Genomic DNA, 13857 nt, shown 5'->3' on the forward strand with positions numbered 1-13857 from the left:
TTAAATAAGTTTACAAATTTGTGAAGCTTCTTTTAATACATTTCTGATCCGGTTTTCACTAATTCCTATTTTATGAAGACTTTTCGAATCATTAATAAGATCTTTTACAAGTATTTGATCGAGAATAAGCAATTTTTCTTTTTCGACCATTGACAGCGTTGTGAGACATGTAATCGGGTAAAGTCCTCCTTTATCTATTTTATTTTTAATGCTGTTATTTTTAGGATAATCCCAGCTTAAAAGAGTTATTCCACTGCAAATGGCAAAAGTTTCAGCATCTTTAGTAAATCGGTTGTTTGTTACTATTATACAGGAATCTATGTTTTCGCTTCCGCTAAAAATAGTATGCTGTTTAGCTTTGAGATCATTAAATCGGGACAGAATATACATTGGTACTTTTACATCTGAAGCTCCTTCTCTGCTGCTATGAAATTTACATTCAACCATCGACAGCTTGTTTTCTTTTTTCAGTGCCACATCTACTTCATGCGATACACATTTTCCCTGCAGGGTTAGATTTGTTCTTGTTTTGTAACCTTCGGCGGCATAAAGTCTGGATATAAATTTTTCAAAGAAAAAACCTGCCGGACCAAGCATTTGCAATGCGTAGCGCAGGTTATATCGCGCGGCATGTCCGTTTGACGCTTTTTTTAAGATCGCAAATGCCAGTTTATATATTTGCTTGGTAGTTATGCCTTCATACATTTGATTTTGTATCTGTACAAGGCATTCTCTTATAAGATTAGCATCAGCTCCAGATTTTTGAAGAGAAAGTTTTAATTTTTCGATGTCGAACGGGACAACATGACCTGAGTGTTTAATTACTTTCATTATTCAACTTTTTTTACTAAAGTTTTAGACTAGTTCGAAAAAACAGATCAGATAGATTTTGTTTTATGAAATAGTGCAACCAAAATTACAGTAGATTATGTTGCGGACAGATGATGAAAATCATTTGCGAATATGATCTTCATCATAAATTGATTTTTTAGTTTTTTATCCTGCTTAGTTTATCTAAATTAAGGATATGTATAGTACTTGAGGTTTTTTCTATTAATCCTTCTTCCTTAAAATCGCTTAAAGTACGGCTGACAGTTTCAGGTGATGTTCCAGAAAAAGCGGCCAGATCATCTCTGGAGAATTTAATACTATTGCCATCAGAGCTGTGCTCCTTTGCTAGGTGTACAATACCTTGGGCAATTCTTTTGCGTACTGACATATAAGCAATCTGCAGCAGTCGTTCTTCTTTTTCTCGCATATCATTGGCGAGAATTTTGATGAATTTAGCACCAACATCAGGATACAGAAAAAGAAGTTTATCAAGCTGTTCTGTTGGCAAAAAGCTTAAAACTGTTTCTTCCAGTGCAATAGTGGTATCGTTATAAGTATCATTTGAAAACAGTATACTGATATCCAGATAATCATTTTCTTTATAAACGCCAGTAATAAGTTCACGTCCTTCCTGAGTAAGTTTTACCGTCTTAACTTTTCCGCTTATGATATAATAGATTCCTAGTACATGATCGCCTTCGTAATGAATATATTGATTTTTTTTATAATGTCGGGTGCTGCGATCAAGCATGATTTCTTTTAGTTTTACGAGTCCGTCTTCTTTAGAAATAACTGCGTTGAGGTTTTCGGCACTCTGTCCATAAAAAAGTTGTTGCAGTTCTTTTTTCTTCAATCTGGCTTCTATTGCCTTAAGGAGCTCAATATCATCAAATGGCTTGGTAAGATAATCATCAACTCCCAGCTCCATTCCTTTACGAATATCGGCTCTTTCCGCTTTGGCAGTCAAAAATATAATAGGTGTTGCTTGTGTTTCAGGATGTTTATGAAGAATATGTAAAACGCCATATCCATCAAGTTCAGGCATCATAATATCACATAGTATTAGATCAGGCAATATTTTAAGTGCTGTTTCCACTCCTGTTTTTCCATTAGCTGCTGCAAAAACCTCATAACCGGAGAGTTCAAGTATTTCAACAACATTTTCTCTGATATTGTCATTATCTTCAATGATAAGTATTTTAGTCATAACGTGGCAATTCAATAGTAAATAAAGTTCCTTTATCAATGGCGCTTTTAAATGAAATGGTTCCATTCATTAGTGATACATAGCGTGAAACAATATGAAGTCCCAGACCCGTCCCTGGAATATTTCCTGTATTATGCGCTCTAAAGAAAGCTTCAAACAAATGTTTATGATCTTCCTCAGGAATGCCAATGCCATTATCTTTAACATTGATGGTTATCATAGTATCCGTGATTGAAGTCGATAGTTCGATTTCGGTTTCCTCTCCTGAATATTTTATAGCATTGGATACAAGATTGATGATGCAATTTTTGAGTAAGTTTTTGTCCAGCTTTACCAAAATAATTTCAGTATTGGGTATGCTAATTATCTTTTGTCTCTTTTTTGTAAGGAGCTTCAATTCTCCTATAATTTCTTTGATAAAATCCTGTAGATTAAAAGTTGATATTTCGAGAGTAATTTTATTCGATTCTGCTTTTTCAAGAAGTAAAAAATCATTCAAAATTGTAGTCAGGTTTACAATGGCGCTTTTGATCTTCCGTATATGGGTTTCAATTTTTGGATTATCTATATTTTCTACATAACGCTGCAGTAGGGCAGTGGAAAGCTGAATGGTGCTTAAAGGTGTTCTAAATTCATGGGAGGCCATCGATAAGAGGCGGCTTTTAATTTTATTAAGTTCTTTCTCTTTTTCGAGGGTGTTGCTCACCTCTTCTTGTGTGGCGGTTAAGGCTTCAATAGTTTCGTTTAACGTCTGCGTACGGTCTTTTACTAGTTCTTCTAAATGCTGAGTGTATTGCATTAAACGGTTTTCCGCTTCTTTTTGGTGGCTCATATCATGAATGAAACCTGCAAAAATTCTTTCTCCCTCAAATTTAACTTCACTTACTCCAAGCCTAAAAGGAAATATGTTTCCGTCTTTTTTCCTCCCAAGCACATCCCTGTCATGTCCAATAATATGCGGAATTCCAGAAGATTTATAGTTTTGTATATAAGAATCGTGTTTTTCTCTATCTGGAGAAGGCATTAAAAGTGAAATGTTTTTGCCAATAACTTCATCAGGATTATACAGAAAAAGACGGCATGCAGAAGGATTAATAGATTCAACAATTCCTCTTTCGTTAATTGTGATTATGCCATCGATTGCATTTTCAATAATTGCATTTAAAAGTGCCTGGTTTTTCATTTTGCAATCGATTTTTTTTAAACAAATTTCGGTAAATGTTTTTGATAATCAATGTTTTGTCTTGTTGTTTTTATCTACTGGTTTCATTCTTTAATTTATGATTCAAAAAGTTCTCTTAATGTATAGAAGCACCTCTTTTGAATTTTAGAGAAAGTGTTGATGTATTGATATTTTTAATACCATTTATTAGAGCATCAGCATTAAAAGAAATACTATCGATTCCTGCCGTAACTAAAAATTTTGTAAAATCTGCTGAATCACTAGGCGCCTGTCCGCAAAGGCCAATTTTCTTACCCATTTTCACAGCGGTATTTATCATTTGGAGTATGAATTGTTTTGAAGCTGGATTTTGTTCATCAAAAAGATCTGCAATTAATTCAGAATCTCTGTCGATGCCTAAAGTAAGCTGTGTTAGATCATTGGAACCGATAGAAAAACCATCAAAAATTTCAGCAAACTCTTGAGCCAGTAATATGTTTGATGGAAGCTCTGCCATAACATATATTTCAAGACCATTATTACGCTGTTTTAAACCGTATTCTTCCATTAGAGCGATCACTTTTTTTCCTTCTTCGGGCGTACGACAAAATGGAATCATGAGTTTTACATTGGTAAGTCCCATTTCATCCCGAACTATTTTCATCGCTTCACATTCAAGCCTGAATCCTTCGCGATATTTTTCATGATAGTAACGGGAAGCGCCACGAAAACCAAGCATTGGATTTTCTTCGTGAGGCTCAAAAAAAGAGCCTCCGAGAAGCTCGGAATATTCATTGCTTTTAAAATCACTCATTCTGACGATGACTTCTTTGGGATAAAAGGCTGCCGCTATTGTGGCTACACCTTGTGAGAGTTTTTCGATGAGGTAATTTGGCTTACTACTATAGTTTTGTGTGAGTGCTGCTATCGCTAAACTTTGATCAGCATCAAGTACTTTTTCCGGATGAATGAGCGCCATGGGATGTATCTTCACGTTGTGGCTTATAATAAATTCAAGTCTGAGTAAGCCTACGCCATCATTTGGATAAAATGATAAATCAAATGCTTTCTCGGGTTCAGAAACTATCAGCTGGACTTTTGGTTTTTGCGGGAGCTTTATTTTGTTGAGTGGCACAGTTGTTTGCAGGTATTTTAATTTGCCTTTATAGACATAACCGGTTTTTCCTTCTGCACAGCTCAGGGTAATAAGATCCCCATCTTTAATAATTTCAGTGGCATTACCGATTCCCACAATGGCTGGTGTTCCCATTTCTCTGGCTACTATAGAGGCATGACTTGTTCGTCCGCCTTTATTGGTAATGATTCCAGCCACTTTTTTTAGGATAGGATCCCAATCCGGACTGGTAAAATTAGTAACCAGAATTTCTTCACTTTGGAGTTTTGAAGCGTCTTTTGGCGATACAAGAATTCTTGCAGTACCACAAATTATACGGTTTCCAACAGCCTCGCCCTGAACAAGTGCTACTCCTTTTTTTTCTAATTTATAAGTAGTAATTGATAGTGGTTTTAAGAGGGAATGTACCGTTTCCGGTCTGGCCTGAATAATATAAAGCTCTCCATTTAAGCCATCCTTCGCCCATTCAAAATCCATTGGTTTATTATAATGTTCTTCTATAATAAGGGCCCATCTGGCGAGTTTTTCAATTTCGGAGTCGTCAAGGACAAATTTGTTGCACCATTTTCGGGGCGTAATTTTTAGAACAGTTGAATTAGTACCGGAAGAATTATCATTGTAAATGAGCATCTTATTTTTTGCTCCGAGATTTTTCTGCAAAATAGCCTTTTTATTGTTTTTAATGGATCTTTTAAATACTAGAAATTCATCAGGAGTTACGATACCTTGTACGATTGTTTCACCTAGACCCCAGGTCCCTGCAATATGAATCACATCAAGGAATCCCGATTCGGGTTCCAGTGTAAATCCGATACCGGAACAAGCTAAATCAGAGCGGACCATTTGCTGAATACCAACAGAAAGAAATATTTTGTCGTGATCAAAACCTTTGTCAAATCTGTATTTAATGGCTCTGTCTGTATAGAGTGACGCAAAACAGCATTTTACGGCATAAATCAGCGGCATTGTACCTTTAATATTTAGAAATGAATCGTGTTGTCCAGCAAAGCTTGCATTGACAAGATCTTCTGCAGTGGCACTACTTCTAACGGCAACTGCCAGATCTTTGTCTTCACATAAACAGGAGTAGGCGTCTGAAATTTCGGTTTGAAGATCTAAGGGAAATTTTGCATCAAGTAGCAGCTTTCTCGCTTTCTCACCAATTTCAGTTAAGTTGATAAAGTCTTTCTTATCCAAAAGTTGCATTAATTCGTTTAGAGCAAAACTTAAATGATTGTATTCTATAAAATCTTTGTAGGCAGTTGTTGTTATGGCAAAACCATTGGAAACTCTAATACCATGAGGACTAAGATTATTGTACATCTCTCCCAGAGAAGCATTTTTGCCACCTACTTTATTAATATCGTTAATTCCGATCTCACTAAACTTTAAAATATATTTTTCCATTTTCATTTCTTTTTAATCTCTCTTTTTATGGCTTTTAATTTTATTTTAAAGATAGTTGGACACGTAAAAATTAAAAATGATTGTGATCATCTTTTGATATTTATAGCTTTTTTATAAGGTGATACAAATCATTTTTCTGCTTAAAATATTAAATGATATTTGCTGTCTTAGAGTCTAGCTAAGATGTATTGAGGATAATTTTAATTTAAAATAAGTTTAGAAAATAATCTCAGATTTTAAATAAAAAGTACAATGAAAGCAAATAAATCACAAAGCAAAAGCATATCGATATTTGAGAAACTCAAAAAAACAGATAAGGCTGGCAATGAGTATTGGAGTGCCAAGGATCTTGCAAAATTGCTAGGGTATTCCAGGTATAGTTCATTTATTGAAGTGCTGGATAAGGCAAAGGCTTCCTGTATTAATACAGGTCAGGAGACAGCATTACATTTTAAAGATTTTAGTGCAATAAAATCAGTTGAGAGTGATTTACAAAGGAATGGGGGTGATGCAAAATTATCACGATATGGCTGTTATCTTATAATTCAAAATGCAGATCCTGCTTTAAAACCGGTAGCGCTTGGACAAGCCTATTTTGCAACACAAGCTCGTCTGCAGGAATTGAACCAACAGCAAAAAAGTAAAAATTTTAAAATAGTAAAAGAGCGAAGATATTTTCTTCGTAAAGAACTAGCTAAGAGAAATCTTCAGCTAGCAGGAGCCGCACGAAAAGCTGGTATTGTTACCCCTGCAGATTATGCCTTTTTTCAAAACCATGGATATAGAGGACTTTATGGAGGTCTGGATGTAAAAGCCATACGCGAGATTAGAGGTCTTAATCCTGATGAAAACATTCTCGACCATATGGAAAATACAGAATTGGCAATGAATTTATTTCGTGTTACTCAAACCACAGAAAAGCTCAAAAACGACAAAGTCAATGATATTGTTGAAGCCAATAGTATTCATTTTGCTGTTGGATTAAAAACTCGTAAAGTAATTGAAGAAACAATTTTGATTTTACCAGAAAATTTTCCTGTTGCTAGTACTATCAAATTGGCAAACAACAAAGACAAAGAATTGAAAACCAGAAAAAGCAGTAAGAATAAAACTGTTTTGTAATTGAAAATATCACAAGAGAAATTAAATAAGAAATTATATGAAAACAAAGTTTTACATACTGGCTGGTATTGCTATACTGTTATATTGCTGCCAGCAAAAAGATTGGACGAGTTCAAATGAAAATGGCTTAGAGACAGATTTAGATGAGGTCTCTGGTATTAATGATAATCTTCTGAGAAAGTGGTTTGCATTGAACAAAGAATCAGACAGTATCATTAAATCGTCACAACAGATTATTGATCAGCAGAGAGAGCAAGTAGAATTGCACCCTCAAGACGAGCGGGAATACATGAATACGTGCATAGAAGACGCTCAGAAGCAACTTAACCTATTAAAGGAAAAAGTAAAATTTACTAAACAATTTGCAGGGGATATTAAGCACTATGATCCATCTTTACAACAGACTATTGACTCATTAGAGGAAGATTATGTTCGAGAAAAATATAAACTGGAAGATGCATTAAAAGAGTTGAAATAATGTGAATTATCAAAAATATTTTAAATTAGAAATTAATAGAAGGGAACTTCCTCGTCTTAACAAATTATTATATTTCTTCAATTTCTCCGGGTTTCCAAGTCTTATCAAACCATGACTGCTGCGGACCGTAAAGACGCAGGATAATGCTCCATCCTTTATCTGGTATTGTTTGTACCCAGTTATTTTCTTTTCCTGCAGGTGATTTAGGTCCAAAGTACAAATCTACAGAACCGTCAGCATTCACCTGAGTTTCTTTTTTCTGACTGCTGATACTCGGAAACTGCTGATCGGTCTGAAGCATAGATCGAGTCTGATTGTCATACAAAACTACTGACCAAAACTGTTTTGCCGGAATATTGGGAGGTAAATGCAGGTGATAAGTCTTACCGCCGTCAAAGGGTTTCTTTTGGGCATCGACAAATGCGGCAGCATATGCTGAACCGGCACCCACTTTTTGGATAGCCATAGCAGGGGTGATGCCTGTGGCATAGAAAAACATATAAGAGCGAGCATCGAGCATACGGACACCTTCATGTTCAAAAAGATAACTGCCTCCTATAAAACAGGTACCCCAGGCACTGTTTGGGAAAAAGAAAGAATCTGTCAGGCGCGAACGGTAAGCACTGGCTCTTGCCGTGGCATTACCTACCGAAGCCGCTTCAGTGAGTATTTTTTTCATTCTTTCATCAGGGTTAAAAGGTTTTCCTTTTTCAATACCGATCGAAGCCAGCAGTCCCAAGGTTTCGGAATCCATGGCGTCGTTTGACTCTTCCTGAACTACTTCGTTAATTTCTTTGAAGAAATTATAATCCATAGAGTGGATGGTGCTGAAAGATTTTCCCGATACATTGACAAAATTCGTTTTGGACGGATTGACAGCTTTTGAAAGTGGATATATGCGCAAGTTTTTCTTAATGTTCTCTGCAGTTGATTTTGTATCACCATTGACTACAAATCCTCTGGTTCCAAATAAAAGATTATAGGTCTTGGGTTTAAATACAAAATAACCTGTTGGAATTTTACCTTTGTAACCTGGCGGTACAAAAATAAATTTCCCGCCTTTTCCCTTATCTGGTCCCGCAAGTCCAAGATCTGTTACATAATGAAACCAAAAATCATCCACTAGTCCAAGGGTATTGGGAGGAGATTCTACCACAACAGGTCCGTCTTTTAAGTTTAGCCAGCCAAGGGCGTACATGCTCTCTGTATTTGCTGTTAAAAAAAGCGATCTTGAATCCATTAAGTTTTCAAAAATAATAACGGTACCATTATCAGGTCCAAATTCACGAATACCTTTACGTTGTGCTACCTGCGAGGCTCCGGGCATGGTATTCATAAAAGCGATAAGAGCCCTGCTAAAATCGAGGTTATCATAGACTTTTTCAACGGTTTTATCATCAGGAAAACCATCTTTAAAGTTCAATGTTCCAATACGAGATTCTATCTTGCTAGGAATCACTAGTGATGCAGGTACATCTGTTTTGTATTTCTGGGTAAACAAAGGAGAAATTGTCAGAAAAAAAAAATAAGGATTTGATTAAGGTTCGTTTGATTATCATGACATAAAAACTTAAATTAATACCATACAATTGTAGTTACTGTATATCTTCAAATTTGATAAGGATAAAATTATAAAATTGCAAAATTTTAATATTTGAAAAACATTCTAAAGTGGTTTCAAATTATAAGATGAAACCAAAAAAGATTTCAATACTTGGAATTTACATTCTATACAATTATAAGAGTTACTAATTGTATTGTAAATTGAAATGCAAAATTATAATGATTGAAAAGTAATATATAAATTATCCCTGCTAAGTATCCGGTCAATTTGTTGAAATATTTGAACTCTAAAAGTTTCGAACCTAAACTCTCCAGACATTAGTGTTAGTAATATTTCAAACTTGAGCCTTCAAATTGTTTTAATACAGTATTATCAGTTCTTGTTAAATCTAAATGCATCGATTGTGCACCCAGTTTAACTCTAGCATACTAAGAAAAGCTATTATTTAATTGCCTGCTGATTCTGAAACTCTTCGATGGTTAAGTTTCCGAGTGCAGAATGTCTTCTGCAGGTGTTGTAAAAGTTCTCGATATAATCGGTTATTGATTTTTCTGCTTTCTCTTTAGTCTTATATTTATTTTGGTATACCAGCTCTACCTTTAATGTCTTGAAGAAGCTTTCTGCTATCGCGTTATCATAGCAGTTTCCTTTTCGGCTCATGCTTTGGGTTATTTTATTTGTGGCTAATAAAGCAATAAACTCACGGCAGGCATATTGCTTTCCTTGGTCTGAGTGAAAGAGTAGTTCCTGATTGTTCTGCAATGGACGATTTAAAAGAGCTTTCGTTAAAGAGGTGATGCTTGTATCTTTTGCTCTCATTGTTTCGCTGATTGACCAGCCGATCACTTTACGGTCAAAAAGGTCTATCACCACAGTGAGATAGATCCAGCCTTCATCTGTTTCGATGTAGGTTATATCAGAAACCCAGATTTCGTTTCTTCTGGCTGCCTTAAAAATCTGTTCTAATCTGTTTTCTGCTGATCTGTTATTACGGGGTGGGTTTGTAGTCTTTTTATATTTAGATTTTGCAATGCTTCTCAGATGGTTTTCCTTCATAATCTGCGCGACAAATTTTCTGGAAACTTTTATCCCAATGGAATCTAATTCTTTAGCAATTCTAGGGCTTCCGTATCGACATTGGCTCCAATGGTAAATTCTTATAATTTCTTTTATGATATGGGCTTTCCGTACAGACTTTGCAGTGGGTGTTCTTTTCCTCCAGCGGAAGAAACTGCTTTTGTGGATCTGAAAAATCCGGCACATCTTCTCGACAGGAAAAATTTCAGCATTTTCTCTGATGAATTCATATTTCACCCGCCGCTCTTGGAGAAGATATTTTGAGCCTTTTTTAGGATGTCCCTTTCAATTTCTAATTCTTTTATCTGTTTCCGAAGCTTCTGCAGCTCATTTTTATGGGATATTTCAGCTGAAGTTTTCTTTGTGGTAAATCTGCCTTCTTGGTAAAGCTTCTTCCAGTGCTGAAGGGTACTTGTACTGATGTTGAGTTCTCTTGCCACGTCACACACTCTTCCGCAGTGGATGCTCATGGTGGCGGCCAGAATCTTAAAGCTTAATGTAAAGGTTCTCCTCGTATTTTTCATGCTGTTAAAATTAGCAGGAATAAAATTAGCTGCCAGTCAGAAATTTTAGGCAATATATCATCATTTTTTACTGCTTCAGATAAACACTGCCTAAGCTTTTAGTCGCAAATAAGGTATCAACTCCAATTCTTTTTTGCCGATAGATGAACTGTATGTGATTTAACTTAATTAAGTTGTATTTGGTTTTAAAAATTATTAAGGCATACTTACGTAGGTTCTGTCGCATCTACCTACGTTTTAACTTTGCCTTTTTTGAATTGTTAAACTCATGAATACGAAAGGTCATTGCTATCCGAGGTCTATTATACTGCAGGCCGTATATTTTAAGCTTAGGTTTACGTTAAGCTATCGGGATGTTGAAGAGATCATGAAAATGCGAGGAGTTCATGTTGATCATGCTACTATTCAGCGCTGGGTTTTTAAGTTCACACCTTTCATTGAGTCAGAGATGAAGAAGAGAAAAGGTAAAGTAGGTACAAGTTGGAGATTGGATGAAACCTATATCAAAGTAAAAGGTATTTGGTGTTATTTATATAGAGCAGTAGATAAACTAGGCAATACAGTAGACTTTCTTTTGACCAGAAGAAGACAAAGAATGAGCGCTCAGTCTTTTCTAATTAAAGCAATTAGTAATAACTGCATACCAAGAGTAATAAACATTGATAAAAGCGGTTCTAATACCGCAGCGATCAAAGTCTATAACAAGCGTTCGTTCTCAAAGATTAAAATTCGGCAGTGTAAATATCTCAACAATATTGTAGAACAGGACCATCGATTTATAAAATGGAGGATACAAAACGGGTTAGGCTTTAAAAGCTTTGAATCAGCAAGACGAACATTGAGTGGAATTGAAGTTGTGCATATGCTGAGAAAGAATCAGATGATTGGACATGGGACAACTATGTTTAAATCATTCTCTAAATTAGCAGACTAACTTTTAAATTACTTAAATTCTTATATTTGATTCCGACAGATGCGACAGAACCAATCAAGATGCATATGTGGAGAATGCGTGCAATATAAATATAAGGTGAAGGGTGTGTGGGAATGTCAGTGGGCTTAATAAAGGATAAAGATTTTTATAAGCGAAAACAGAAAAAAAAGCAAAAAAGATCTTAAAGATTCAGGGCAGGAAAAAAGTAATGGCTACTATAGGATCCTACTTCATTTTGATTGAGAAGATGCTTTGCGTTTTGGCGCCATAATTTAGGCAGCTCTTATGTCGTTCCTGATTTATAATTGAAATCAGAATCCTTTGAACGGAATTCTTGATTTAAATCAAATTTTAGAAAGATATTAATCAGTTAAATATATTGGGACTCTCTATATTTTTACCACCTGTTAAATTATTCCATTTAGCAAGGAAAATTAAGCCAACTGCAGCAAATGCAAAAGTATTTATAAAATGATTTTTGAACATCTCAAGCAAAATAAATCTATTGATGATAACGAGTTTAACCAAGTGTACCCTATTAGGATAAAGAAGCTCGCCTCCCGCCATTGGACCCCCGTAAAAATAGCCAGAAAAGCAGCTGGTTTTTTGGTGGACAAACCCAATAAAAGAGTATTGGATATAGGCTCGGGGGCTGGAAAATTCTGCCTTGTGGGGGCCGCTTTAACAGATGGAATTTTTTATGGGGTGGAACAAAGGGAATCGCTTATAAAATTATCGCGAAAAATTGCCAAAAAATATAAGATTGATAATGTAGAATTCGTACACTCAAATATTATGGAGATATCTTTTTTGGATTATGACGCTTTCTATTTTTTCAATTCATTTCAGGAAAATATAGATCTGACGGCCCGTATTAACAAATCAATTGATCCAAGTGAGGAACTATATAATCTATATACAGCTTATCTTAAAGACCAGCTGGAGAAAACTCCCATTGGCACAAAACTGGTTACCTACTGGAGCAATTGCAGAGAGGTTCCAAAAAGTTTCAGCTTAGAATCCATTTCGCACAGCGGGGTATTAAGCTTCTGGAGAAAAACGGCTTAAATTGGAGCATGAAATCTATAAGCCTACTGAATAAAATTAATTAAAATATGGACGGTGAAGAATATATGAATTTAGAATATGTTCTGAGAAGTCTTTAAACTTTATTTATAAATAAAATGAAATTAGAAGAATTACTAAAAAAGAGAAGTGGAAATGTATGTGAATTAAGCGGCAGCAGTGAAAATCTAATAGCTTATGAAGTCCCGCCTGCTCAAAATAAAGGAGCCGACAGCTGGATTTTAATCAATGAAAAATGCTTTAATCAAATTGAAAAGAAAGAGGAGTTGGATGATGTTTTCTGGAAAAATTTTCTATTTACATCTATGTGGAGTGAAGTACCGGCCGTACAGGTGGTTTCATGGCGTCTGCTTAACCGTTTTCGTAATGAAAGCTGGGCTGCTGATGCGCTGGATATGATGTATTTGGAGGATGAAAATCTGGAATGGGCAAAAGCAACCGGAGACCATACTGGTGACGGATCTATTAATTTCCATAAAGACAGCAATGGTAATATCCTGCAAAACGGCGATACGGTAACTCTTATCAAAGATTTGGATGTAAAAGGCTCATCTTTAAATGCAAAAGTTGGTACAGCGGTGCGAAATATTCGTTTAGTTCATGACAATCATGAGCAAATTGAAGGAAAAATAGACGGGCAGGTAATAGTAATTCTAACTAAATTTGTGAAGAAATAATATTATTATATGTTTATAGGTTTGCTATAACATAAATGATTATAAACCCTTGTATATTAAAATTGTTCTGCATCAGCACTTTTTCATAAGATGATATTAGAATTAATATATAGAAATGGAAAAGGTTTAAGATTTGATTAAAGAATTCATCCCTGTATTAATTAGGAATATTTATTATATAGGGATGAATTTATTTTGGAAGTTTTTATTTTTTTTCGTCTGCAATAATCAATGTTGAAGGAATATCAGATAACCATGAACTTTTTGTATTAACCAAATGTCTCCAGCCTTCTGCGTCTATCAGCATAAGGCTTTGCTGAACCAAAAAATCTTTCTCAATTGTTTGTTTCTTCTTAAATGTAAATTGATTGGGAGTACTCTGTTCAATCGAATGTATTTTTTCCATGGCTGGTAATCTGCCATTATTTGTCCTTCCACATCTAAAACTATTATTACTGCACTGCTGTTATAAATAAACTTCTGAATATAAATTACAATCTGATTCCAGTCTTTGGTATCAAATAATGGAATAAAAATCAGTGAAGTATCTGATCATTGTAGGTATTAATATGCTGGTCATTGAGCAGCTTGTCAGTAAGATTAGTGTGTTCTGACTTATTTTTATTTCTTTTCAAAGAGGAAGGGGATACATT

General features: G+C 35.1%; 13 protein-coding genes. 5 read left to right on the top strand and 8 right to left on the bottom strand.

Features of this window, described 5'->3' with window-relative positions; all coding sequences use genetic code 11:
• The 4 genes from B3J44_RS13990 to ppsA all read right to left on the bottom strand — a co-directional run bounded on the left by B3J44_RS13990 (position 1) and on the right by ppsA (position 5742).
• The gene (locus B3J44_RS13990; protein WP_286968999.1) at positions 1–831 is read right to left on the bottom strand and encodes a restriction endonuclease; all 831 of its coding nucleotides are present in this window, start codon (positions 829–831) and stop codon (positions 1–3) included.
• 157 nt (positions 832–988) lie between these two features.
• Entirely contained in the window at positions 989–2038 is a 1050-nt protein-coding gene (locus B3J44_RS13995) for a response regulator (protein ID WP_286969000.1), read from the bottom strand.
• Positions 2031–3221: a PAS domain-containing sensor histidine kinase gene (locus B3J44_RS14000; protein ID WP_286969001.1), complete on the bottom strand. Its 1191-nt coding sequence runs from the start codon at positions 3219–3221 to the stop codon at positions 2031–2033. The genes B3J44_RS13995 and B3J44_RS14000 overlap by 8 nt, the downstream gene beginning before the upstream one ends.
• Before the next feature lie 115 nt (positions 3222–3336).
• Entirely contained in the window at positions 3337–5742 is a 2406-nt protein-coding gene (gene ppsA, locus B3J44_RS14005) for a phosphoenolpyruvate synthase (RefSeq protein ID WP_286969002.1), read from the bottom strand.
• A gap of 252 nt (positions 5743–5994) precedes the next feature.
• Between ppsA and dinD the strand changes: the two genes are divergently transcribed.
• Both dinD and B3J44_RS14015 read left to right on the top strand, forming a co-directional pair.
• Entirely contained in the window at positions 5995–6864 is an 870-nt protein-coding gene (gene dinD, locus B3J44_RS14010) for a DNA damage-inducible protein D (protein ID WP_286969003.1), read from the top strand.
• Between the two features lie 37 nt (positions 6865–6901).
• Entirely contained in the window at positions 6902–7342 is a 441-nt protein-coding gene (locus B3J44_RS14015; protein ID WP_286969005.1) for a hypothetical protein, read from the top strand.
• 67 nt (positions 7343–7409) lie between these two features.
• On the opposite strand, the gene B3J44_RS14020 is transcribed toward B3J44_RS14015, so the two are convergent.
• From B3J44_RS14020 to B3J44_RS14030, 3 genes are all read right to left on the bottom strand, one after another.
• Positions 7410–8843 (bottom strand): DUF1254 domain-containing protein, encoded by a 1434-nt coding sequence (locus B3J44_RS14020; RefSeq protein ID WP_286969007.1) that lies wholly within the window; start codon positions 8841–8843, stop codon positions 7410–7412.
• 504 nt (positions 8844–9347) lie between these two features.
• Entirely contained in the window at positions 9348–10220 is an 873-nt protein-coding gene (locus B3J44_RS14025; RefSeq protein ID WP_286969008.1) for an IS3 family transposase, read from the bottom strand.
• Entirely contained in the window at positions 10217–10507 is a 291-nt protein-coding gene (locus B3J44_RS14030) for a transposase (protein WP_286969009.1), read from the bottom strand. The genes B3J44_RS14025 and B3J44_RS14030 overlap by 4 nt, the downstream gene beginning before the upstream one ends.
• Before the next feature lie 268 nt (positions 10508–10775).
• Here B3J44_RS14030 and B3J44_RS14035 point away from each other — a divergent pair, with 268 nt between their 5' ends.
• From B3J44_RS14035 to B3J44_RS14045, 3 genes are all read left to right on the top strand, one after another.
• Positions 10776–11441, top strand: coding sequence for an IS6 family transposase (locus tag B3J44_RS14035; protein WP_286969011.1), 666 nt, complete (start codon positions 10776–10778; stop codon positions 11439–11441).
• Positions 11442–11912: 471 nt separating this feature from the next.
• Complete coding sequence (locus B3J44_RS14040) at positions 11913–12509, top strand: class I SAM-dependent methyltransferase (protein ID WP_286969012.1); 597 nt, start codon at positions 11913–11915, stop codon at positions 12507–12509.
• Positions 12510–12625: 116 nt separating this feature from the next.
• On the top strand, positions 12626–13204 hold the full coding sequence (locus tag B3J44_RS14045; RefSeq protein WP_073411025.1) for a PhnA domain-containing protein: 579 nt from the start codon (positions 12626–12628) through the stop codon (positions 13202–13204).
• 205 nt (positions 13205–13409) lie between these two features.
• On the opposite strand, the gene B3J44_RS14050 is transcribed toward B3J44_RS14045, so the two are convergent.
• The gene (locus B3J44_RS14050) at positions 13410–13610 is read right to left on the bottom strand and encodes a hypothetical protein (RefSeq protein ID WP_073411026.1); all 201 of its coding nucleotides are present in this window, start codon (positions 13608–13610) and stop codon (positions 13410–13412) included.
• Between the last annotated feature and the right edge of the window lie 247 nt (positions 13611–13857).

Source organism: Flavobacterium sp. UBA4854 (assembly GCF_002399805.1).
Taxonomy (GTDB): Bacteria; Bacteroidota; Bacteroidia; order Flavobacteriales; family Flavobacteriaceae; genus Flavobacterium; species Flavobacterium ginsengisoli.